19 protein-coding genes are annotated in these 25472 nt (G+C 34.8%); 17 read left to right on the top strand and 2 right to left on the bottom strand.

Features of this window, described 5'->3' with window-relative positions:
* Positions 1-15: 15 nt before the first annotated feature.
* Positions 16-1152 (bottom strand): BamA/TamA family outer membrane protein, encoded by a 1137-nt coding sequence (locus tag QYS49_RS09830; RefSeq protein WP_308347057.1) that lies wholly within the window; start codon positions 1150-1152, stop codon positions 16-18.
* Positions 1153-1303: 151 nt separating this feature from the next.
* Here QYS49_RS09830 and QYS49_RS09835 point away from each other — a divergent pair, with 151 nt between their 5' ends.
* The 6 genes from QYS49_RS09835 to QYS49_RS09860 all read left to right on the top strand — a co-directional run bounded on the left by QYS49_RS09835 (position 1304) and on the right by QYS49_RS09860 (position 10903).
* Positions 1304-3346: a tetratricopeptide repeat protein gene (locus QYS49_RS09835; RefSeq protein ID WP_308347058.1), complete on the top strand. Its 2043-nt coding sequence runs from the start codon at positions 1304-1306 to the stop codon at positions 3344-3346.
* A gap of 154 nt (positions 3347-3500) precedes the next feature.
* Positions 3501-5030, top strand: coding sequence for a glutamine-hydrolyzing GMP synthase (gene guaA, locus QYS49_RS09840; protein ID WP_308347059.1), 1530 nt, complete (start codon positions 3501-3503; stop codon positions 5028-5030).
* Between the two features lie 45 nt (positions 5031-5075).
* The gene (locus QYS49_RS09845; protein WP_308347060.1) at positions 5076-6887 is read left to right on the top strand and encodes an ABC transporter substrate-binding protein; all 1812 of its coding nucleotides are present in this window, start codon (positions 5076-5078) and stop codon (positions 6885-6887) included.
* A gap of 126 nt (positions 6888-7013) precedes the next feature.
* Positions 7014-8309: a glutamate-1-semialdehyde 2,1-aminomutase gene (gene hemL, locus QYS49_RS09850; protein WP_372587662.1), complete on the top strand. Its 1296-nt coding sequence runs from the start codon at positions 7014-7016 to the stop codon at positions 8307-8309.
* A gap of 124 nt (positions 8310-8433) precedes the next feature.
* A complete protein-coding gene (locus tag QYS49_RS09855; RefSeq protein WP_308347061.1) occupies positions 8434-9483 on the top strand; it encodes a hypothetical protein in 1050 nt (349 codons plus the stop codon).
* A 175-nt stretch (positions 9484-9658) separates the two neighbouring features.
* Positions 9659-10903, top strand: coding sequence for a cation:proton antiporter (locus QYS49_RS09860; RefSeq protein ID WP_308347062.1), 1245 nt, complete (start codon positions 9659-9661; stop codon positions 10901-10903).
* 36 nt (positions 10904-10939) lie between these two features.
* Here the strand turns inward: QYS49_RS09860 and QYS49_RS09865 are convergent, their stop codons facing one another.
* On the bottom strand, positions 10940-11512 hold the full coding sequence (locus QYS49_RS09865; protein WP_308347063.1) for a pentapeptide repeat-containing protein: 573 nt from the start codon (positions 11510-11512) through the stop codon (positions 10940-10942).
* Between the two features lie 239 nt (positions 11513-11751).
* Between QYS49_RS09865 and QYS49_RS09870 the strand changes: the two genes are divergently transcribed.
* The 11 genes from QYS49_RS09870 (at position 11752) to QYS49_RS09920 (ending at position 25457) form a co-directional block, all read left to right on the top strand.
* Positions 11752-12327 carry a YeeE/YedE family protein gene (locus QYS49_RS09870; protein WP_308347064.1) on the top strand — a complete coding sequence of 192 codons (576 nt, stop codon included), beginning with the start codon at positions 11752-11754 and terminating at the stop codon, positions 12325-12327.
* A 119-nt stretch (positions 12328-12446) separates the two neighbouring features.
* A complete protein-coding gene (locus tag QYS49_RS09875) occupies positions 12447-12860 on the top strand; it encodes a YeeE/YedE family protein (protein WP_308347065.1) in 414 nt (137 codons plus the stop codon).
* A 76-nt stretch (positions 12861-12936) separates the two neighbouring features.
* Positions 12937-13944 carry a c-type cytochrome gene (locus tag QYS49_RS09880; protein WP_308347066.1) on the top strand — a complete coding sequence of 336 codons (1008 nt, stop codon included), beginning with the start codon at positions 12937-12939 and terminating at the stop codon, positions 13942-13944.
* On the top strand, positions 13945-15285 hold the full coding sequence (locus QYS49_RS09885) for an OprD family outer membrane porin (protein WP_308347067.1): 1341 nt from the start codon (positions 13945-13947) through the stop codon (positions 15283-15285).
* Positions 15286-16039: 754 nt separating this feature from the next.
* Positions 16040-17329: a c-type cytochrome gene (locus tag QYS49_RS09890; RefSeq protein WP_308347068.1), complete on the top strand. Its 1290-nt coding sequence runs from the start codon at positions 16040-16042 to the stop codon at positions 17327-17329.
* 33 nt (positions 17330-17362) lie between these two features.
* Positions 17363-20464, top strand: coding sequence for a TAT-variant-translocated molybdopterin oxidoreductase (locus tag QYS49_RS09895; RefSeq protein WP_308347069.1), 3102 nt, complete (start codon positions 17363-17365; stop codon positions 20462-20464).
* Positions 20465-20482: 18 nt separating this feature from the next.
* Positions 20483-21856 carry an NrfD/PsrC family molybdoenzyme membrane anchor subunit gene (gene nrfD / locus QYS49_RS09900; protein WP_308347070.1) on the top strand — a complete coding sequence of 458 codons (1374 nt, stop codon included), beginning with the start codon at positions 20483-20485 and terminating at the stop codon, positions 21854-21856.
* Between the two features lie 2 nt (positions 21857-21858).
* A complete protein-coding gene (locus tag QYS49_RS09905) occupies positions 21859-22383 on the top strand; it encodes a DUF3341 domain-containing protein (RefSeq protein WP_308347071.1) in 525 nt (174 codons plus the stop codon).
* A gap of 13 nt (positions 22384-22396) precedes the next feature.
* A complete protein-coding gene (locus QYS49_RS09910) occupies positions 22397-23041 on the top strand; it encodes a c-type cytochrome (RefSeq protein WP_372587663.1) in 645 nt (214 codons plus the stop codon).
* Positions 23042-23066: 25 nt separating this feature from the next.
* Entirely contained in the window at positions 23067-24386 is a 1320-nt protein-coding gene (locus tag QYS49_RS09915; RefSeq protein ID WP_308347073.1) for a quinol:cytochrome C oxidoreductase, read from the top strand.
* A gap of 24 nt (positions 24387-24410) precedes the next feature.
* Positions 24411-25457 (top strand): cytochrome c oxidase subunit II, encoded by a 1047-nt coding sequence (locus tag QYS49_RS09920; RefSeq protein WP_308347074.1) that lies wholly within the window; start codon positions 24411-24413, stop codon positions 25455-25457.
* Positions 25458-25472: the final 15 nt, after the last annotated feature.

Genomic DNA, 25472 nt, shown 5'->3' on the forward strand with positions numbered 1-25472 from the left:
AAAATCATTATTGCCTTAAAAAGCCTCATTAAAAGCAATATAGAACCCATTGCTATCTTTACCTACAGCATAATCAAGCCTCACATTAATGTGTTTTTTAGTATCGAAAGTGAATCTTAAACCTGCTCCTCCGGCATAATTCCATCGGTTCATGCCGTAATCACCCCAAGTTTCTGCTGTTTGTCCAACTGAACCAAATGCAGCTACTCCAATTCTCCAGAAAAGCTCTTGTCTCACTTCTAATTGTCCTAACAATAAATTATTGTCTTGGAAATAGCCTTGAAAATAACCTCGCATTTTTTTATTACCACCTAACTGAGCTAATCTGTTAAATGGAACATCACCAACATTCGACCATGAAAAAGCATTGGCGGCCAAAACGGTTTTTTCTGCAGGGGAATAATAATAAGCATAATCAAAAGAGATGGCGGTGTAATTATGAGTGCTCCCTGTGTATTGGTGGTTAAATTCAATAAAGCTTTCTAAATAATGTCCTTCCCTTGGGTAGTAAACTGCATCACGAGTGTCATAAATCATAGCAGGCCCTAATCCACTAGTTCTATTATATGTTCCACCAGAAAAGTCTTCTTGCTGGAAATCTCCTGAATTGTCCCATTCGATGATATCATAATTCTCAAACCAATAACGTCCACCGACAAATAAATTCGGAGCGGTTTCTTTTAATAAAAACACACGTACTCTTGGGAAACTAGCTCTATAAGTGGAATAAACATCTTGCTGACCATTATTACCTATTCCATAAAATGGATATGCATAATTATAGTAACCTAATTCCCCTATACTTCTCCATTTATTCTGATTCCAGAATATCTGGAAAGGTAGAAATATCAAGGTTTGTTGTTTGGTAGTATAGCCCGCTGCTAATTGGATTTGACTAGCGTTAATTGGTTTTTTTCTATTCGTAAAGAAATTGTATAAGATACTGGCACCATAAAATAAACCTGATTCTGGAGTATAATAAACTACTGGAAGCGGGAAGAGCGAGTTTTTATCAGTTTCATAGAGAGCAGTGTCTAAATCAACTGTTTTCTTATCAATATTATCCTGTGAAAATGTAAATTCTGGTGCAGTTATGCTAATAGTTAACACTGCTAAAAATAAAAATATAAAGTTTTTAAAGGATTGTTTCATGAATATTGAAAATGATAAAATTATATTTTGTAATCATTTAAATTATAGATTATTTTCAGTTCTGTTTTGATTGACATTATTCGATTCGAAATATAATGAGAAATTATGGAAGGAAGTAACTACTTTCTATTCATTAATTTTTTTAGCTAAGATGAAAAACAACTTATTATTCATACTTCTACTGGCTTTTTGCTATAAAATTTCTGCCCAAAATTCAGAAGTAGATAGTCTGTTAAATGTTGCAGAAAAAGGTAGTGATAGCACAAAAGTAGAGATTTACCTTGATTTAGCTGTTGCTTATCGAACCTTAGAAACCGATTTGGCATTAAAATATGCAAATGATGCATTAAAGATTGCGGAGAAAAATGGCAATTATTCAGGAAAAGCTGGTGCATTACATGTTTTGGGAGCCGTTTATACGGTGTTAGGAGACTACGAAAAAGCCATCTCAAATTTATTAGAGTCATTAAGGAATTATGAGTTGTTGGGAGATTCTAAAGGTGTAGCAAACTCATCAAATAGTCTGGGGATTTTATATTTCAATCAAGAAGATTATGCAAATGCAAAAAAATTCTACTCCAAAGCATTAGGATTAATTGATTCAGCCCAATACCCCATGAGTACCGCTGTTTATAGGCTCAATATTGGTGAAGTATATCAGGCTACAGATGAAAATCAAGACGCTTTAAAATTAGAAAAGGAAGCTTATGAAATCTTTTATCAGTTGAATGATATTAATGGGATGGCCTATGCTTTAGGTATTCAAGCGAAAGTGAACCATCAATTGGGAGATCAAGAAAAAGCAATAGAACTTACTAATAAGTCATTGGAATATTTGATTGAAAGCCAAGATTACTTGGGAGCAGTAGAGTATTTAAATTTCTTAGTTGAGATTTATTTGGCAAATGGTAATTTGAATTCTGCCGAAGAAAATGCCAATACTGCCTTAAAAATTGCACAGCAAGTCAATTCATTAAAATGGAAGATCAATTCATTCGAAAATCTTTCAAGAGTCTTTTTTCAAAAAGGAGCTTTTAAAACTGCTTATCAATATAAAGACTCAGCCTATATTTATGAAAATCAACTAATGGATGAGGAAAAGCAAAAACAGATTGCTAACCTTAGAATCATTTATGAATCAGAACAAAAAGAGCAGGAAAATGAAATCTTAAGAATAGATAAAGAACTCAAGCAAAAACAAATTACCCAACAACGCATTTTGAATGTGGCAATTGGAAGTGTGTTAGTAATTATAATCGTATTTGCCATTATTACTTTTCGAGCTAAAAATCAAAAGCAAAAGGCAAACAACCAATTGAAAATCCAAAACGAAGAAATTCGCCAACAAAGAGAGGAGATAGAAACGCAGGCAGAAAGGTTAAAGACCATTAATACTGATGTAATCCGAAAAAATCAGTTGATAGAAGAGAAAAATAAGAATATTACAGATAGTATTAATTATGCCAAACGGATTCAAACTGCTTTGCTCCCTTTTTCTCAACGAATTGGAAAGGAATTAGAGGATTTTTTCATTTTTTACAAGCCCAAAGATATTGTAAGCGGTGATTTCTACTGGTTTAGTGAATCCGAAGAAAAGGTAGTGGTAGCTGTTGCAGATTGCACAGGACATGGAATCCCTGGAGCTTTCATGAGTTTTATTGGTCATGATATGCTCAACCATATTGTGAATTTTAAAGGAGTATCCAAAGCTTCTGAAATACTTAAACAGCTTAAATTGAGCATTATTCATATTTTAAGGCAAGAAGAAAGCGATAATAGAGATGGTATGGATATCTCAGTTTGTGTGTGGGATAAAAAGAAAAATAAAGTGCATTTTTCAGGTGCTAATCATTCTTTAATTTACATTCAAAATAAGCAACTTCACCAATTAAAAGGTAATAAAACTACAGTAGGGCTTGATGAGAAGAAAAATATAAAAAATTTTGACACACATGAAATCAACTTAGTAGGAGATACTTGCTTTTACTTATTTTCCGATGGGTATGTAGATCAATTTGGAGGTGAGAAGGACAAGAAGTTTATGATTAAAAATTTTAGGGAGTTACTATCAAGTATTCATATGAAAAAGATGGAAACTCAAGGAATTATTATCAGAGAAACCATTGATGAATGGATGGAAGAAAGTGAACAAGTTGATGATATGTTGGTGTGGGGATTTAGGATTTTTTCTTAATTATTTGAATACATAAAAGTTGAAATCTGTGTTAATTATGGAAAATCGTGTTTTTAAAGCTGAAATATCATTTGTAACATCCTGAAAACAAGTTATTTAAAAGCTATCTTACTTTTTTCTATGCTTAACTGATTCATCCTATTATTTTTGCAGCATGACAGAGCAAATTATTATTCTTGATTTTGGGTCACAGTACACCCAACTCATTGCCCGAAGAGTGCGAGAACTCAATGTTTATTGTGAAATTCATCCGTTTTATGATGCACCAGAATTAACTCCTGATGTAAAAGGAGTGATTCTTTCTGGAAGCCCATGTTCCGTAAGAGATGAGGATTCTCCCAAAATTGATTTAACCAAATATAGAGGTAAAGTTCCCCTTTTAGGCGTTTGCTATGGAGCACAATATCTTGCCCAAAATAATGGGGGAGAAGTATTGCCTTCTGAAATAAGAGAATACGGTCGAGCTAAACTTACAAGTTTTGATCAGGATAATGATTTGCTAAAGAATTTAACTAAAGGCTCTCAGGTTTGGATGTCACATGGTGACACTATCAAAACCTTGCCTGAAGGATTTAAAATTATAGCCAGTACACCTTCTGTTGAAGTTGCCGCTTTTGAATTGGAAAATGAACCAACTTTCGGTATTCAATTTCATCCAGAAGTAACACATACTTTGGAAGGAAAACAATTATTAGAGAATTTCTTAGTGAAAATTTGCGGTTGTGCTCAAGATTGGACCTCCGAGATTTTTGCAGACATTACCATTGCCGAATTAAAAGAGCAGTTAGGTGATGATAAAGTGGTTTTAGGGCTTTCAGGAGGAGTAGATTCTTCAGTGGCTGCCATGCTAATTCATCATGCTATTGGAAAAAACCTTTACTGCATTTTTGTGGATAATGGCTTGCTCAGAAAGAATGAATTTGAGGAGGTATTAGAGTCCTATAAGCACATGGGACTGAATGTAAAAGGAGTTGATGCTAAAGATCAGTTTTATAAAGCCCTAGCTGGTATTTCAGACCCTGAAGGAAAGCGAAAAGCTATTGGTAGAACTTTTATTGAAGTATTCGACCAAGAAGCAAAAGCTATTAAAGATGTTAAATGGTTAGCGCAAGGAACAATTTATCCGGATATTATTGAATCTGTATCAGTGAAAGGGCCTTCAGCTACCATTAAATCTCATCATAATGTAGGTGGTTTACCAGAAAAAATGAATTTGAAAGTAGTAGAGCCACTTAAAACACTTTTTAAAGATGGAGTACGTTCAGTAGGAAGAGCATTAGAAATAGATCATAAGATTTTAGGGAGACATCCATTTCCTGGTCCTGGTTTAGCGATTAGGATACTAGGAGATGTAACACCTGAAAAAGTCCATATTATTCAGGAAGTGGACTCAATATTTATCGGAATGATGAAAGAAAGAGGGCTTTATGACCAAGTTTGGCAAGCCGGTTCTATTCTTTTACCAATTCAATCCGTTGGTGTAATGGGAGATGAAAGAACCTATGAAAGAGTAGTAGCGCTAAGAGCAGTAGCAAGTGTAGATGGAATGACTGCAGATTGGGTGCATTTACCTTATGAGTTTTTAAGTGATGTTTCAAATGAAATTATTAATAAGGTAAAAGGAGTGAATAGAGTGGTTTATGATATCAGTTCAAAACCACCAGCTACTATTGAATGGGAATAATTGAATAAAATACTAAAGCTTAAATAATATTTTAATAAATATACCATGCGATTTAGACCAATTGTCATTTTTGGAGTGATTTTAATTTTAAGTGTATTTCAACTGAATGCACAAACAAATTATCAGTCAGATTATCTGTCAGGTAAGAATTACTTTAAGGCTGGAGAATATCAAAGAGCACAGAATCATTTCCAAAAGCTATTGGACATAAATGAAAGCAATCCATTTTATCTATACGCTTCTTATTACTATGCTTTATCGGCATATGAAACGGGTGATGTTGAATCAGCAATGGAGATATTAAGAGGAATTCGCTCCACACATCCTGATTGGGATAAAATAGCGGAAGTGGAGGTTTGGTATGGGAAAATGTTATTAGAAGAGGGCGATTTATTTAAAGGTATAGAAGTTCTGAATGCAATAGAAGCGAAGGATGTAAAGCCTATAGCTGAAGATCTTGAAAAAAGTTTGTTGCTGAGCTATGATAGTATTCCACTATTGCAGAAGGCCATTGAATTAAATCCGTACGATAAAATTTTGGCTCAACATTTGGCTAATAAAATTAGTCGCCAACCATTGGTGGAAAGAAAAGTTGAGTTAATGGAGTTCTTAATAGATTCATTTGATTTAAATAGAAGTGGATTTGATTTTGTAGATGAAAGTGTTTCGCAAATGAAAGATACATACAGGGTAGGTGTAATGCTCCCTTTTATGGCTGATGGATTAAGCACTTCCAAAGGAAATAAAGGCAATCAGTTTATACTAGATATATATCAAGGTATTTCGGAGGCAGTTGCAGAGTTAAATAAAGAAAAAGAGCAAATACAACTGTTTGCATATGATACTCAGCAAGATAGCGCAGCAACGGCAGAGCTTTTAGAAAGTGGAGATTTAGAACAGATGGATTTGATTATCGGGCCATTATATCCAGATCCAGCTCAATTGGTCAGAGAGTATTCAGCTAAGAATCGAATTAATATGGTAAATCCTCTTTCAACTAATTCTGTAACTATTGGAACAAATCCTTATTCGTTTTTGATGAAATCGACTTCAGAAACTAGAGCTAAAATAGCAGCGAACTATGCTAAACAGAACTTTAAAAATAAGAATGCTACCATTTTTTATGGAGATAAGGAGCAAGATTCTGTTTTCGCTTATAATTATAAGGAATACTTAGAGGCGGACTCTTTTAATATTACCTGGATGGCAGCTGCACGAGATCCACTGGCAAGTACTGAGATTTTAAGGACTTTAACAGAAGTTTTCGATACTGATACGCTCAAAAATCAAAATAAGGTTTATATAAGTAATACAGTAAAAGTGAGGGTAGGAGAAGAAGATTCTTTGATTTTAAGCAGAGATACAATAGGTCATGTAATGGTAGCTTCATCAGATAATTTATTAGTATCTAATGTTTTAAGTGCTTTGGATACCAGAAGAGATAGTATTCCTGTGATCGGTTTTGATGATTGGTTAGAAATGAATCAAATTTCTTTTGATCAGCTACAGAGGATGAAAGTAATAATGGTAGGGCAAAATTATTTTGATTTCAGCTCACCTGAAGTAGCAGAATTTAAAGAAGATTATAGAAAAACATATAACAAATTGCCTTCACATTTTAGTTATGATGGATATGAAACTATGCGATATTTTGGCGAAAAACTTATAGAGTATGGGAATTACTATCAATACGGAATTTATAAAGAAGGATTTCAACCAGGGTATTTATACTTTGGATTTGATTATACCAATGCTAATGATAATCAAGTAGTTCCGATTACTACTATGGAGTCTTTAGAATTGAAAATGCTGAATTATGAGGAGGTAGATGAAATGCCTTCTGATTTTAAAGAATAGAATTAAATCATTATATAAAGATTTTCAGGTGATTATAAATAATTATTTAAAGTAATTACCAGATTATAAAACTCAAATGAGATAATTTGTGTGATTAAATTTTAGAATCAATTAAATTAAAAATACATGCTGGATAAGTCCAAAAGCAAAGAATTATTTAGAAAAGCGCAGAACTTTATACCTGGTGGAGTAAACTCCCCCGTAAGAGCATTTAAAGCTGTAGGCGGAGACCCAATTTTTGTGAAAAGTGCAAAAGGAGCCTATATGTATGATGAGGATGAAAATCGATATATAGACCTTATCAATTCTTGGGGACCAATGATTTTAGGACATGGAAATGAAGCTATTGAAGCTGCCGTGGCCGATGCTTTGAAAAATTCACTTTCCTTTGGTGCACCAACTGCTAAAGAAATTGAAATAGCAGAATTAATTACACATATGGTGCCTTCTATCGAAAAAGTTAGAATGGTGAATTCTGGTACAGAAGCCACTATGTCCGCTGTGAGACTTGCTCGAGGATTTACAGGAAGAGATAAAGTCTTGAAATTTGAAGGTTGTTATCATGGTCATGGCGATAGTTTTTTGATAGCAGCAGGAAGTGGTGCGGCCACAATGGGAACCCCTAACTCTCCTGGAGTAACTACAGGCACTGCCAAAGATACTTTAACAGCTCCTTTTAATGATTTGGAAGCTGTTAAAAAGATAGTAGAACAAAATAAAGGAGAAATTGCAGCACTAATTGTGGAGCCAGTTGCGGGAAATATGGGATGCGTCATCCCAAAAGAAGGATATCTTCAAGGATTGAGAGACATTTGCGACCAAGAAGAAATTGTCTTGATTTTTGATGAAGTAATGACGGGCTTTAGATTATCAAAAGCTGGTGCTCAAGGAATTTATGGAATTAAACCTGATATTACCACGCTTGGTAAAATTATAGGCGGAGGTATGCCAGTTGGTGCATACGGAGGTAGAAAGGAAATCATGGATTTTGTTTCTCCTCAAGGCCCAGTTTATCAAGCCGGAACCCTTTCAGGTAATCCAATTGCAATGTCAGCGGGATTGACAATGCTACATTACCTCAATGACCACGATGAAGTTTATGATCAAATAGCAGCATCTGGAAAATATTTAGCAAAGGAGATTGCTAAAGTGAATACTGCCTTAGGTAAAAACTATACAATCAATCAATTAGGATCAATGATCAGTGTTTTCTTTACAGATCAGCCAGTAGATAATTTTGATGGGACAAAAGCTTGTGATACAGAGATGTTTGGGAAGTACTTCCAAGGTATGCTAAATGAGGGGGTGTATTTACCGCCAGCACAATATGAATCTTGGTTTTTATCTACTTCACTTTCCGCAGAAGATTTGGATCATATCGTGAAATCACATGAAAAAGTTTTGAAAAACCTTTTAACATAAGTGGTTTCTGAAAAAATAATTGCTATTTTTCCTTAATTTAATAGGAATTTTTCTCAATTAGGGACTACATTTATTGTAGTCCTAATTTATTATTATATTTACAGCTGTAAAAAAAAGAATTATAGTGAAAATAGTAAGACTCGCACTCATCATAGCAATTTCGTATAGTTTTGTCTTTTCCTCGGAAGCACAATTTAGACGCAGATCGGAAAACAAGACCGTTACATATGAAGAAATGTATAATGATCCTTATGACATTAATAAGTTGTTCATAGGAATTACTCCAGCCTACGGTGATATACATGTAACTAATATAACAACGGGTTTTGGTGTAGATGCCACTTATTATTTAAATGATTTCATGCATTTTAAAGCTCATGCAAGAACTCCTTATTTTATAGGAAGCGATTTTGCTAGAAATTCTGCTGATAAAAATGGGGCAGACTCTCAATCAAGGTTTCGAACATTCTTTTTTGCAGAAGCAAGTGCATCCTATCACATTTGGGATAAAGAGCAAGAATCTCAAAGTAAGATACCGCTCTATTCTAAAAATTATGAAGGTGCTGAATGGGCAGCTAAAGTTCCACAGAGAGCAGATATTCCTAATAAACGTAGAGAAATATTGTTTGCTCGTTTAGGTGGTGTTTATTATCAAACTACATCAGAATTAAGTAGAGCAATTGCTGCGCAAGACGTAACGGTTAATCCAGTTGGAGCAACAGAAGAAACTGCTAATTCCCTTTCTGGAGAATCAGAAGAGGCAGTTTTTGGTAATGTACTAGGTGCAGGTGTTTCAGTTGGTGGTGGCTTTACTTGGATTAAAAACTTTGCTGCAAAACCGGATAAAACATACGAAGAGTTAGTGGATGATCATGTTTTTTCAACTTTTATGGATTTATTTATCTTTCCAATGGTAATTGCACAAAACTTTTATCATAAACCCGCTGGAGCTACTGATTTTATTCATTATAATGCTTCAACTATTAATACTTTCAAGTTTGGTGGGAGAATCGGAATTGATGGTCACTTTAATAGAACATTAGGATGGGGCTACGGTGCTGAAATAGGCTTAAGACCTGGCCTCGCCAAAAGAGGTTTTTATGGGATGTTAAAAATCACCTTTCCAATGTATGGTACCAAGCTTGATTATAGCGTAGAAGCTTTTGGTAGATAATTTATTCTGCCAATCTTTCTGAATTTAATCAGTTATTTATATCCTACTAATATTACTTTAGTAAATTGTTTTTGTACTTTTTCGATGAATGCTCAATTATTATCGAGGCATTATTCTTTTTAATTACTATTTTGACGCTATAAAAATTGTTAAACTAAATAATCATTAAAGAATAATGGGAGTCTTAGACCTTATCACGCTTTTAATCTTTTTAGCTGCAGTTTTCACTTTTATTAATGTTAATTATTTAAAATTACCATCTACCATTGGTTTGATGATAATTGCATTAGTCCTTTCGGTTTTAATTCTATTATCTGGTTATATATTTCCTGAGATTACTGATTTGGCAATTTCCATAGTCTCAGAGTTTGACTTTAAAGAAGTTCTCCTCGATGTGATGCTGAGTTTCTTATTATTTGCAGGGGCATTATCCATTAACGTTAAAAGTCTTAAAGAAGAACGCTGGCCAATATTAATTTTTGCTACTCTTGGAGTTCTGATTTCTACTTTTGTAGTAGGTTTTTTAATGTTCTATGTTTTTGCTTTTTTTGGCTACGAGATTGATTTAATTTATTGTTTGCTATTTGGGGCTTTAATTTCACCCACAGATCCTATAGCTGTTTTAGCTTTACTATCTGATGCAAAAGTGTCCAAAAAATTGGAAATTAAAATTGCGGGTGAATCATTATTCAATGATGGTATAGGTGTTGTTACTTTTTTAACAATTTTGGGCTTGGCGCAATCAGGCGTTGAAAATTTCAGCATAGGTAGCACATTAGGTCTATTTGGAGTAGAAGTAGGTGGAGGAATTTTATTAGGTGCTGTTTTTGGTTTCTTTGGTTTAAAGTTGCTAGAAATCATTGATAATGCGCATGTTGAATTAGAGGTGTTAGTCACTTTATCTTTAGTGATGGTATCTTATCGTGCGGCTGAATTTTTACATATTTCAGGCCCACTGGCAGTCGTTGTTTTAGGTTTATTTCTAAGTAAGGAAGGTCATTCTGCCGAAACTGAAAAAGCTACAGGAGATTATGTTTACAAATTCTGGCACTTAGTAGATGAAGCACTTAATGCAATTTTGTTTATATTAATAGGGCTTGAAATCATTGTCATATCTAAAGAGTACCATCCTGATTATTTCTTAATTGGATTGTGCGCTATTGTGGTTGTATTATTTGCACGCTTAGTCGGAGTGGGAATTCCCGTTAAGATCATGGAGCGGCTCAGGTCTTTCGAGAAAAATACCTTAGCCATTCTCACCTGGGGTGGTTTACGTGGAGGTATCTCAGTGGCATTGGCCTTATCAATACCAGATGATTTTGAAGCAAAAAATATAATTCTTTCGGCAACTTATTCTGTAGTAGTGTTCTCAATTCTTGTACAAGGATTAACGATTAAGAAATTAGTACCCAAGAAATAAAAGTGTTTATATTTTTTTAAAGTAGAGCATTCAATTTTAATGCTCTACTTTTATTTTATACTTACCTAAAAGACCAGGAAGTCCATCCAAAGTAAATTTTGCATTCTTTAGTTTATTCATTTCTGGATCAAAACTGTAATTATTGGCATTTCTGAAATCTGCTTTTTGTAAATCACAATTTTCAAAGATTGCTCCTGATAAATCTGAATGTTGAAATTGTGAATCACGGAGGTCACATTCTGCAAAATCCACTTCAATAAGTTTTGAATCGATAAATTTAGTTTTAGGTATTTGAAGTTGAAAAAACACAGAATGATTAAGTTGGCAGCCTTCAAAACTCAAGGATAATCCAAAAGTATTACAATCATCAAAATGAACTCCTAATATTTTGCAGTCTCTAAATTCAACGGTTTGTAAAGACGTATTATTCATTTTCACTGAACTTAAATTACAATCTTCAAATACACAATCCATAAACTTTAAGCTTGAAAGGTCGCAGTTTTGAAAATTACAATTTTTGAATAGACAAACTTCGTATTCAGCAATTTCAATTCCATCTCTAGAAAAATCTTTGTTGGTAAAGGTCTCTTCTGTTATAATTTTTTCCACTTTCTTAAGTTGCTTTGTTTTAGCTGCAAATTATGATTTTAATTTCTTTTAAAGGAAATAGGCCTTGCTTTTTGCAAGCCACATGACAATTGTCATCTATTTCGTAACTTTTGTTACGCCTCAATGAATGTTACTACACTAATTTTGTTTTATCAATTTGGGAAAATGATGGGATGCATTATTTGAACAACTTGTTAAATGAATGTTTAAATAAGATTAAAACTTAAAAGAAATATTTTATGAGTCAATTATTAGATTGGATAAGTCAACCATGGCCTTGGTATGTAGCAGGTCCTTTGATCGCAATGGTTATGTTCTCCATGTTGTTTTTTGGAAAATCATTCGGGCTTTCAGCCAATTTAAGAACGATGTGCTCCATTTTGGGTGCTGGGAAATCTTGCGATTTTTTTGATTTTAATTGGAGAGACCAAATGTGGAATTTGGTTTTTGCTGCAGGCTTAGTTTTAGGTGGATTAATTTCCTATTTATATTTAGGTTATGAACCCGCTGCCAATATTTCTGAAACTACTATTACTGAATTAAAAGCTTTTGGAATTGAAAATCCAGGTGAGAATGTAGTGCCTACTGAAATTTTTAATTGGGAAAACTTACTATCTGTACAAGGCATCATTTTTATGGTCTTGGGTGGTTTTTTGGTAGGTTTTGGAACTCGATATGCCGGTGGATGTACTTCAGGCCATGCCATTTCTGGCTTGAGTGATTTGCAACCAGCGTCACTTTTAGCAGTAGTAGGCTTCTTTATTGGAGGGCTAGTGATGACCTACTTTATTTTACCACATTTATTAGTAATGTGATTATTCTTAATTTTTAAAAAGAAAACGGTCAATGACCGACTTATTATTGAGGCTATATAGTTCAAATAATAAACTGTAGTCTCACAACGATAGTAATTTAATTTAATCAAATAAAATAGATGAAATTTTTAAGATATTTATTAATAGGGACTGTATTTGGGATTACGCTCGCAAAAGCGGAAGTGATTTCATGGTTTAGAATTTACGAAATGTTCAAGTTCCAATCGTTCCATATGTATGGCGTGATTGGCTCAGCTATAGTAGTGGGAATTATTGTCATTCAGCTAATTAAAAGGAAAAAGCTAAAATCAATAGATGGTGAGAGAATTATCATTGCTCCAAAGCAATTTAGTTGGTCAAGATATATAATCGGTGGTACAATATTCGGTTTAGGCTGGGCTATGACAGGCGCTTGCCCTGGGCCTATGTTCATTTTATTAGGTAATGGTGTAGGTGTAATCTTAGTGGTGATAGCATCTGCTGTTTTAGGAACTTACGTTTATGGTAAAATAAGGCATAAATTACCCCACTAAATTTTTTAGGGAGGCTTAAAATTTGACCTGAATTTAATTTAATTATTGGGAAATGGACTTTTTAAAATTAATCAAAATGACAACGGCAATATTGTCAGTCATTTTGGCTATTGTATCAATACTTTTCATTGCGGTTATTTTTATAGATGAAGCCCCGCAATGGTTGGGGGTTTCATCAAAAACTGATCAGTTATGGCATTTGCCTAATATTGAGACTGATTTACCAGATGGTAAAAAGGGGAAACAAGTGAAATTTGGTTATTTATTGGCGACCGAATCCCCAAAATGGATGGGGCCTCAAGTCATTAATAAAGATAAAAGGCTCTATTCTGGAAATAATTTGACTTGTCAAAATTGCCATCTGGAAGCTGGTACCAAAGCTGGTTCAGGATCATGGGTAGGAGTAACCAATAGATTTCCGCAGTTTAGAGGCAGGGAAAATAAAATTGGAACTATTGAAGAACGCATCAATGGCTGCATGGAACGAAGTATGAATGGAAAAGCTTTGCCAGAAGATTCAGAGCAAATGGAAGCATTGGTTGCTTATATGGAATGGCTCAGTGAAGATGTTCCTGAAGATACAGCTAGTTGGTATAAAGGATTCATAAGTGTAAAAATTCCTGCAGTAAAAGCGGATACCATTTTCGGGAAACAGGTTTACATTAACGAATGTCAGGTTTGCCATGGCGAAAATGGACAAGGAACTAAGTTGGCAGATGAACGAAAAGGTTACCAATATCCACCACTTTGGGGAGATGATTCCTTCAATCATGGTGCTGGGATGCATAGGGTTTTGACAGCAGCTCAATTTATAAAAGCTAATATGCCTCATCTGATTGCTACTAAAGAAAATCCAAAATTAACGGATGAAGAAGCCTTTCATGTGGCAGCATATATCAATAGTTTTAATAGACCTCAGAAAGCAGAAACGGAAAAGGATTTTCCAGATTTGAAATTAAAGCCTGTTTCAACAGCTTATGGTCCATGGGATGATCCGTTTCCTGCTGAACAGCATAAATTCGGACCATTTCAGCCTATAGTTCAATATTATGATAGTGTTTATCAAATCAAGAAAACCAAATAAATGAAGTTTACTTCTTTAGTTAGCATATTTATTCTAATCCCTTTATTTCTTGTCGCACAAGCGGATGATACGGAAAAGAAAAAAGGGAATTTAAGTGGTCAGTGGCGTAATTACTATATGCATTCATTTAATGAAGGTGATTTGCAAGATTGGTATGCAGTGGCTACCGGACTAAAATTAAAATATACTTACGATTTCAATAAAAATTGGCAAATCGGTGGGGCGGTTTATAGTAGCTGGAATACGGGCATAAGCAATGTAGAAAGCCTTGATTCTACAACTGGCAGGGAGAGCAGATATGTTGCGGGTAATTTTAACGTTCAAGACCTCTCTCAACGATTTATAGCTTATCCTGGAGAACTGTATGTTCAATACAAAACTGGAAATCATCAAGTGAAAGTGGGGAGGCAAGGATTCTTTTCCCCTTTTATGAATGGGCAAGATGGCAGAATGATTCCAACGCTTTTTGAAGGGGCTTTTTATAAATATGAAGAAAAAGATAAGTTGAAATTTCAACTGGGAGCCATAAATAGAATTGCCCCAAGAAGTTATAATGGGTTTGAAAATATTGGGCAGACTTTGGGTATTTATCCTGTAGGAAGAAATATAGATGGACAAGGCAGCGAATATAGAGAGAACTCCCAATCGGATTATGTTGCATTACTTAATACTGATTACCAATTCAAAAATTTAAAGATTGAGCTTTGGGATTATTATGTGGACAATATTTTTAATGTATTGTATGTAAAGCCAGCTTTTCAAGTTAAAAACTCAGGTTTATCTGTAGCTTTTGAATGGCTTTTACAAAATAGAGTAGGGGATGGTGGAAATACTGATCGGAGTTTAAGGTATGTTCAAAGTGAAATAGCTCAGATTTTTGGTGCTCAAATTTCTCATTCCATACCGAATGGGAAAATCAGTTTAGGGTATGATCACATAACAGGACAAGGAAGATTTTTATTTCCTAGAGAGTGGGGAAGAGAGTTTTTATTTAGTTTTCAGAAAAGAGAAAGGAGCGAAGGTTTTGGAGATAATCATGCAGTAGTGATGTACTATCATCAGAATTTAAACTTTTCAAACCAAAAACTAAGGTCTATTTTAAGTGTTGGACATCAATGGAGACCATCAGTAACAGAACCTACACTAAATAAATATGCTATCCCTAATTATATGCATATAAACTTAGATTTATACTATGACAATGCTAAATGGAATGGCCTTAAACCAGAATTATTATTGACCTATAAACAGGGCACAGGAGAATATCCAGATAATCCAGCTTTTATTCTGAATAAGGTTAATTTGTTTTTAATTAATGCAATAGTGAACTATAATTTTTAACCAATTTTGTGATAAAATTGACCTTATGAAATATTTTTTTGGGATATGTAATCCATAAACTAAATGTCAAAAGGTATAAGATGATTTTTACTCAATAGTAACCTGAGTTTAATAGAAGCTCCGTCATACCAGAAAATTAATACTTAAATTTCAAAAAGTATTAATTTTCCGGTATCTCCTTCAAAATGCTATATTAAGATTTGGGATAATTTTTTTTGAAAAATATAATCTCGATTCACCAGGACTGATATGACGCTTTGAAGATGTTTTGCTTGGATTTAAACTTAGGCTAGTAGGAAATATCTTAGAGATATTGGAGCTTATATAAGCTATTTCGGATAGATAGTTTTTACTTTTTGAGTTAAAACCTGTCCAGAAATTATCGGGATCAAATTTATGGGCCTTACCAGCAAGGATAAATTTATTAAGTTGTCTTGTTTCAAAATTATAAATTCAAACCAACTTCATTCTTTTCAATACTTAGCAGTGAATTCATTGCATTATTCCGCTAATTTCCTCTAAATGCAGAAAAGTTCAAACGCAATCCTATTTATAATTTTTCTAAATTAGTATTGTTTTCAGTTATTAAAATACTATAAAGACCTTAATTTCAGTTGATTAAGCCCTTTTTTATGAATTGGGATATAAAAATACCAAATTTGTATCCGAAATGTATTTGAAATAATGGCTTTGGGCAGTAGATTTGTACCCAATTAATAATTGGTGTTCCCAGATGCTAAATGAACAAATAAATATGTCCTTGAAAACGTATATTACTCGCTTATCTTTTATAGCATTCCTATTAGTGAGTTTTTTATCATTACCTAACAATGCTTTTGCACAAGATGGCGAATTGCCTACAAGTGAAGAGGCAATAGCCAATGGTGAAAAACTATTTAAAAATAATTGTGCTGTTTGTCACCAAGTCCAAAATAAAATGATTGGACCTGCTCTTAAAAACGTTTACGAAAGAAGAGAGTTGCCATGGTTATTGAATTTTATTAAAAATTCTCAAAAAGTAATCCAGGGTGGAGATGAATATGCTGTTAACCTTTATAATGAATATGGAAAGGCAGTAATGCCTAGCTTTGATTACTTCGCAGATGAAGAAATCAAAAGTATTTTAGGTTATATTAAATATCAAACTGAAAATCCACCTCAGGAAGCAACTGCTGATACAGGAGGAACTTCTACTGAAGCAGGAGCTGGTGGAGGAGGTATTCCATCAGAATATCTAACCCTTATCATTGTTGGTTTTGTGGTTGTTTTGATCTTGATCTTAATCGTTTTGGTTTTAATCGTAACGGTATTGACCAAATTCATCAATCAAAAAGAGGATATTGATGAGAGAGATAGAGAATTTGTAAATCAAAAATTAAATCTTAACAAATTGGTGAGAAGCAATGGCTTCTTATTCTTTGTGATTTTAATATTTACAGCCGTTGTCGCAAAAACAGTAATTGATGGTCTTTATACTGTAGGGGTTCAGCAAGGTTACCAGCCTACGCAGCCGATTGCTTTCTCTCACGAGATTCATGCGGGCCAGTATGAAATTGAATGTCAGTATTGCCATACAGGCGTAATGAATAGCAAAAGTGCTAACATCCCATCAGCTAACATCTGTATGAACTGCCATTCTTCAATAAAGAATGTTGGCGGAGAAAGCGGTTTTTCTCCTGAAATCAAAAAAATATATGACGCCTTAGGTTACGATGAAGAGTCTGGTGACTTTATTGGCGAAAATGAGAAGCCAATTGAATGGGTAAGGGTACATAACCTTCCTGATTTGGCTTATTTCAACCACTCTCAGCACGTGAATGTAGGCGAAATTGAATGTCAAACTTGTCATGGTCCTATTGAGGAAATGGCAGTAGTAAAACAATGGAGCACATTGACTATGGGATGGTGTATTAACTGTCACAGAGAGACTAAAGTAAATGCAAAAGGTAATGCATATTACGATCAATTAGTCGAGGCACATGATGGTGGCGACTTGAAAGTAGTAGATATAGGCGGTTTAGAATGTGCAAAGTGTCATTATTAATAAAAAATATTTAAGACTTCATTAATCATAGATATGAGTAATCAAAAAACATATTGGAAAGGAACTGAACAATTAACAAATGATCCTTCATTTGTTAAAAACGCAGAAAAGGAATTTCCTGAATACTTACCAATCAATGAGAATAAAGAGTCCAATGGAAGTACTTCCAGAAGGGATTTCTTGAAATTGATGGGGTTCGGTGTGGCTGCAGCATCCCTTGCTGCTTGTGAAGCACCTGTTAGAAAAGCAATCCCTTATTTAAATAAACCTGTTGATGTTGATCCAGGGATTCCTAACTATTATGCTTCTACTTATTCGGTAGGTGGCGATTATGCCAGCATTGTAGTGAAGACTCGTGAAGGAAGACCTATTAAAATTGAAGGAAACAAAAACTCTTCAATTACTCAAGGTGGTGTAAATGCACAAGTGGAGGCTTCAGTTCTTTCTTTATATGATCAAGAAAGATTAAGAGGTCCTCTAAAAGAAGGAAAAAGCACAGATTGGAAAACAATCGATAAAGAAGTTACAGAGCAACTTCAATCTATAAGTGATGCTGGAGGGCAAATAAGAATTGTATCCAATACAATCAACTCACCTTCTACTTTAAAAGCTATTCAAGAAATGGCTGATAAATATGGCAACACAAAGCATATAATGTATGATGCTGTTTCTCAGCATGGCATTTTAGCGGCTAATGATAAAATGTTCGGAGTGAAAGCAGTTCCTGCTTACGATTTCAGCAAAGCAAACACTATTGTAAGTTTTGGTGCTGACTTCTTAGGAACTTGGGTTTCTCCAATCGAACATACAAAACAATACAGTAAGACAAGAAAGGTAAATAGCGAGAACAAAAATATGTCTCGTCATTATCAATTTGAAGCTAACCTTTCATTAACGGGTTCAAATGCTGATTATAGAACACCAGTTAAACCTTCTCAAGAAGGATTAGCGGTAGCTGCTTTATATAATGAAGTAGCTAAAATGACTGGTAATTCTCCTATTAATACTAATAAAGTTGAGATAGCGAATATTGGCAAAGCGGCAAAAGATTTAGTTTCTAATAAAGGCAAATCTTTAGTTGTTGCAGGTTCGAATGATACGGATATTCAATTATTGGTTAATGGTATCAACTCCATGTTGAATAACTACGGAGCAACTGTTGACTTAAATCACCACTCTAATGCAAGAAAAGGTGATGATGCTGCATTTACTCAGTTTATAAATGATGCTAAAGCGGGAGTTGTTAAAGCAGTTATTTTCTATAATGCCAACCCTGCTTATGATTCAGGAATGGGAGAGGAGTTAAAAGCAGCTTTAGGAAAAGCTTCCTTAACAGTTTCTACTTCTGATAGAAAAGATGAAACGGCAGAACTAGTAAAATATGTAGCACCAGATCATCACTTCTTAGAATCATGGAATGATGCAGAGCCTAAGAAAGGTCAGTTGAGCTTAACTCAGCCAACTATTTCTCCTTTGTTCAAAACTCGTCAAGCTCAAGATAGCTTCTTGACTTGGACAGGAAACAAGCAAGAATATTATAATTTCCTTAGAAAGAATTGGGAAGACAAACACTTCAGTGGTCAAGAACCAACATTCGATATTTTCTGGGATAAGACTTTACATAATGGTGTTTTCACTTATAATGTAGAAAGCAGTGAATTATCCGCTCAAGATGTAGATTTATCTGCAAGCGCGAATAGAATTAACAAAAACTATAAATCAAACAATACTGGTTTAGAAGTAGCTTTCTATCAAAAAGTATCCATCGGAAATGGTTATCATGCCAACAACCCGTGGTTACAAGAATTACCAGATCCAATTTCAAAAGCCACTTGGGATAACTATGCTACTATCTCACAAAAAATGGCGAATGAGTTAGGAATCAAAATATTTGAAGGTAAAACTTCATTAATCAACTTGACTATCAACGGTCAAGCAATGGAAGTTCCAGCTTTAGTTCAGCCAGGACAAGCTAACGGAACTATAGGTTTAGCCCTAGGTTACGGAAGAAAAATGGCTGGTAAAGTGGCCAATGGTGTTGGATTTGATGTATATCCATTCTTAGGTCAGTTGAATGGAACTAAAACTTATGCTTTAACATCAGGTGTTAAAGTTGATGGAACTGCTGGAAGCTACCAATTGGCACAGACTCAAACGCACCAAACTTTCATGGGACGTGAGACTGTAATCCAGGAAGCTTTATTAGAGGATTACCAAAAGAAAGGCTGGGAAAGAGATTTCCAACCGCATATTGCAACTAGCAAAGGAAAAGTAAAGCCTTCCAAATTAACTCTTTGGAATGGCCACAAATACAATAACCATCATTGGGGATTAGCAATTGACTTGAACTCATGTACAGGTTGTGCAGCTTGTACAATTGCTTGTCAATCTGAAAATAATATCCCAGTTGTAGGTAAAGAGGAAGTAGTAATGAGAAGAGATATGCAGTGGATGCGTGTTGACCGTTACTACAGCTCAGATGCAGCTCCAGACGATACAAATGGATTGGAAAAAGCAGCCGAGAATCCTGAAGTTACTTTCCAACCAATGATGTGTCAGCATTGTAATAATGCACCTTGTGAAACTGTTTGTCCGGTTGCGGCCACGACTCACAGTTCAGAGGGATTAAACCAAATGACTTATAACAGATGTGTGGGTACAAGATATTGTGCAAACAACTGTCCTTATAAAGTAAGAAGATTCAACTGGTTCAAATACCATGACAATACCAAGTTTGATAAGAACATGGCCATGAATAATGACCTGGGTAAAATGGTATTGAATCCGGATGTAACGGTTCGTTCTCGTGGAGTTATGGAAAAATGCTCTATGTGTGTTCAAAGAATTCAAGCTGGTAAATTGAAAGCTAAAAAGGAGAAAAGACAATTAGAAGATAAAGATGTAAACACTGCATGTGCTTCAGCTTGTCCTTCTGATGCGATTGTTTTCGGAGACTTGAATAATCAAGACTCAGCTATTTCAAAATACTTGAAATTGAAAGAGAAAACGGATGAACCGATTAAAGAGGTGAATGAAGAACGCGCTTACCATGTATTGGAAGAGTTGCGAGTAGCACCTAATGTTTGGTATATGACCAAAATCAGAAATAAAGATAAAGTAAATACTAAGGCTTAATTTAATAACTGTAGCAATATGGAAGTCACTTCACCTGTAAGAGAAGTATTAGTAACAGGAAATAAAACTTATCATGATGTATCTCATGATATCTGTAGGCACGTAGAAGCCAAACCAAATCCAAAATGGTTGGCAGCTATGGCTATTTCTTTAGGAGCACTATTTATCGGAGGCTATGCATTAGCCATCACCCTTTGGGACGGTATCGGTATGTGGGGCTTAAATAAAACCGTAGGATGGGCTTGGGATATCACCAACTTCGTATGGTGGGTAGGTATCGGTCACGCAGGAACTTTGATTTCGGCTGTGTTGCTTTTATTCCGTCAGAAATGGAGAACATCCATTAACAGAGCGGCTGAAGCAATGACGATTTTTGCCGTTATCTGTGCCTTGTTATTCCCATTAATTCATACAGGAAGACCTTGGTTAAGTTTCTATTGGTTCGTTCCGATTCCAAATACTTGGGGTTCATTATGGGTTAACTTCCATTCTCCATTATTGTGGGATTTCTTTGCGATCTCAACTTACTTCACCGTTTCCTTAGTATTCTGGTATATTGGATTAATTCCTGATTTTGCTACAATCAGAGATAGAGCAACTAACAAAATTTCAAAAGGTATTTATGGTGCTTTAAGTTTCGGCTGGGATGGAGCTGCAAAAACATGGCAACGTTACGAAACCGTTTCATTGGTTTTAGCCGGTCTAGCTACTCCTTTAGTACTTTCAGTACACACCATTGTATCTATGGACTTTGCAACTTCGGTTATTCCAGGATGGCACACTACCATTTTCCCTCCTTATTTCGTTGCAGGAGCTATTTTCTCAGGATTTGCAATGGTACTAACCTTGATGTTGGTAACCAGAAAAGTATACAACCTTGAAGATTATATAACCATCAACCATATTGAATTGATGAACATTATCATCATGATTACAGGTTCAATTGTGGGTGTTGCTTACATAACTGAGTTATTCATGGCATGGTATTCAGGTGTTCAGTATGAACAATATGCTTTCTTAAACAGAGCAACAGGACCTTACTGGTGGGCATATTGGGCAATGATGACATGTAATGTGATTTCTCCTCAGTTATTCTGGTTCAAGAAAATTAGAACAAGTTTATGGGCTACTTTCATTTTATCTATTGTGGTAAACATTGGAATGTGGTTCGAAAGATTTGTAATTATTGTAACTTCTCTGCATAGAGATTATCTACCATCAAGTTGGGCAATGTTTAGCCCTACTATTTATGATATGGGGATCTACCTATTCAGTTTTGGTTTATTCTTTACACTGTTCTTCTCTTTTGCAAAATTCTTCCCAGTGATTAATATGGCAGAGGTAAAAGCAGTATTGAAATCTAGTTCAGGTGAAATCGAAAACAAAAAATAATTATGGAAAGCGGTAAAAACTTTATCGTAGGGATTTTTGATGACGAGTCAGTGCTTTTAAGCGCAGTCAAAAAAGTCCGTGGAAGCGATGTAAAAATTCATGAATGTTATACTCCTTATCCAGTGCATGGGTTGGATGATGAATTGGGCTATAAGCGCTCCAGAATTTCCATAGCAGCTTTTATGTTTGGAATCACGGGTACTTGCTTGGCTTTCCTTATGATGATATACATGATGGGGATTGATTGGCCAATGATTATTGGTGGTAAAGATTATGTTGCCATTCCTTCATTCGTACCAGTTGGTTTTGAGGTAACGGTTTTACTTTCTGCTTTAGGAATGGTAGGTACTTTCTTCGTGATTAGTAACCTTAAGCCATACGGAAAGCCAAGAATTTATGATATTCGAAGTACAGATGATAAGCATGTAATGGCAATTGATTTGGCTAAGAATAAAAAGTCTACAGACGAATTAAGTTCAATCTTGAAAGATTCAGGTGCTGTGGAAATAAATGAAAAGAAATTTTAAGTTGAATTATCAAATGATGAATACAAATAAAATATTTCAAATCTTATTTTTCGGCTTAGTTACAGTATTAGTTGTGGCATGTAAGCCAGGTAAAGATGATCCAGGAACGGAATACGCACCTAATATGTATCATGCCGTTTCATATGAGCCTTTAACACAGATTACTGAAAAGGATGCTGGTGCTTGGGTATCATCTGATGAGGATGAATATGGTGAGTATTACAACTCGAATCCTAACAATCCTTTCGGGATGACCATGAGAAAGCCAGCTGAAAATACAGTTCCTAGAAGTGAAAATGGAATGTTACCTTATAGATTACCAAAGGATAGCGTAGAATTAGCTGCTAGAACTTTAAAAAATCCTTTACCTGACAATGATAAAATATTAGAAGAGGGTAAAGTATTATATACAAAATATTGTACGCACTGTCACGGTGAAAATGGTGGTGGATCTATGGATGAAACAGCAAAAGTAGGTGCAGTTTACCAAGGTGTTCCGTCTTACAGTGCAGGTGCTACTTCTCAATTATCTGAAGGTCACATTTTTCACGTGATCACACATGGTATCAGAAGAATGGGAGCTCATGGTTCTCAGGTGCAGCAAGAAGACAGATGGAAAATTGTACGTTATGTACAAACTTTACAAAAACAAGATTAATATAACAGTTTTAAGATAATTTATCATGGCTGAAGAACAATTTCAATTTACTGCAAAAGCAAAAAAGAGACTCTCTATTTTAGCTGTTGTAGGTGTCGTTTTACTTATATTAGGTATTTTTTCTGCGAGCTCTAATTCCCATCATGCTGATGAAGCAAGTCATGGAGAAGGAACTGAACAAGTAGCAGAGAGTCATGGCGAGGAAGCACATGCTGGTGAAGAGCATGCGGCCGAAGAAGGACATGGTTACCATTGGTCAAAAAGAATATTTGCTAATCTGTGGATCAACAATATGTACTTTGTTGGTTTAGCTTTATTAGGCGTGTTCTTTGTAGCTATTCAATACGTTTCTCAAGCAGGTTGGTCAGCTGCCTTAATCAGAATTCCTATGTCATTTGGTAATTGGTTACCAATAGGAGGTATTTTGACATTGTTGATTTTTTGGTTTGGTGGTCATGATATATTCCACTGGACACATGAATATCTATATGATGTAAACGACCCACGATATGATGCTATCATTGCTGGAAAAGAGGGATATTTAAACACTCCATTCTTTTTGGTGAGAATGGTAATTTATTTTGTGGTGTGGTTCTTAATGTTCCGTTGGATTCGTAAAAAATCATTGGAAGAGGATTTAAATGGTAGTTCAAAATACTACTATAAATTAAGAGGGATCTCTGCAGGATTCATTGTTTTCTTTGCTGTTACATCTTCAACTTCAGCTTGGGATTGGATTTTATCTATCGATACTCACTGGTTCTCTACTATGTTCGGATGGTATGTATTCGCATCATGGTGGGTAACGGCTTTAGCTGCAATCACTTTAATTACTGTGATTTTGAAAGAGCAAGGATACTTGAAGATTGTGAATATTGGTGTTTTGCATGACTTAGGTAAATTCGTTTTTGCATTCTCAATTTTCTGGACTTATATCTGGTTTTCTCAGTTCATGTTGATCTACTATTCTAACATTCCAGAGGAGACTGTTTACTTTATTGAGAGACTTTCAAGTGATCATTATAGCATTGTATTTTTTGTTAATCTAATATTAAACTTTTTCTTTCCATTCTTGGTTTTCATGCCAAGAGATTCGAAAAGACATACAGTTTTCTTAAAAATCGTTACTATTATCGTTTTAATCGGTCATTGGTTTGATTTTTATTTAATGATTACTCCTGGTGTCTTGAAAGAAAATGGTGGATTCGGATTACTAGAAATAGGTATGGCAATGATTTTTGGAGTTGCATTCTTATTTGTAGCCCTAACAGGTTTATCGAAATATCCATTGGTGGCTAAAAATCATCCAATGATTAAAGAAGCAGAACATCATCACGTATTTTAATTTAATTAAGTAACAATAACATATATGTTCAATTTAGCTATAGGTTTAGGAGTAGTACTTTTATTAGCAATTTTGTTCTTGATCTTTAGAATTTCCTCTTTGATAAGTGTAGCAAAGGGAAATGCTGATAAGTTAGAATCAAGTTCTAATAAAATAAATGGTGCCATGTTCTTGGTCTTTTTAATAGGAGGTGGTTTCTTATTTTTCTGGTATTCATTTAAAGAATTCGATAATTATAATTTGCCAGTTGCATCGGAACATGGTTCGGAATATGAATTTTTGTTTTGGATAACAATGGCGGTTACGGGAGTTGTATTCGTTCTAACTCAAATCTTATTATTCTACTTCTCTTGGAAATATCAGTATAAGGAAGATTCAAAAGCACTTTTCTATCCAGAGAATAACAAGTTAGAAGTTATTTGGACATTTGTGCCAGCTGTTGTTTTAGCAATTTTGGTTTTCACAGGATGGAGAGTATGGACTGATATTACAGCACCAGCCCCTGAAAACACTAATAATATTGAAATTATGGGTTACCAATTTGCTTGGGGTGTTCGTTACCCAGGCCTAGATGGTGAATTAGGTGATTCTGATTACAGAGAGATTGATGCAACCAACAACTTTGGAATTGATTTTAATGACAAGGCTGCTTATGATGATTTCATTCCTCGTGAAATGCATATCCCAAAAGGAGAGCCTGTAACATTTAACATTAGAGCTAGAGACGTATTGCATAGTGTATTTGCGCCTCACTTTCGATTGAAAATGGATGCAGTTCCTGGTATGCCAACATCATTTACCTTCACGGCTACTAAAACTACTGAGGAAATGAGAGAGGAATTGAATGATCCTGAATTCAACTATGAAATAGCTTGTACTGAGGTTTGTGGTAGAGGACACTATTCTATGAAATTAACTTTGATAGTGGATGAACCTGAAGATTATAGAGCATGGTATGCAGAGCAGGAGTCATTCTTGAAAAGGAATCCTGAGTATTTGTCAAAAGTTCCAACTGAATTAAAAGAAGTTGCACTTTTGAAAACAGGAATTGAAAACAAAGAGTTAGACTAAAAAATAAATCATAAA

The sequence above is a fragment of the Marivirga salinae genome (genome assembly GCF_030503855.1).
Classification (GTDB): Bacteria; Bacteroidota; Bacteroidia; order Cytophagales; family Cyclobacteriaceae; genus Marivirga; species Marivirga salinarum.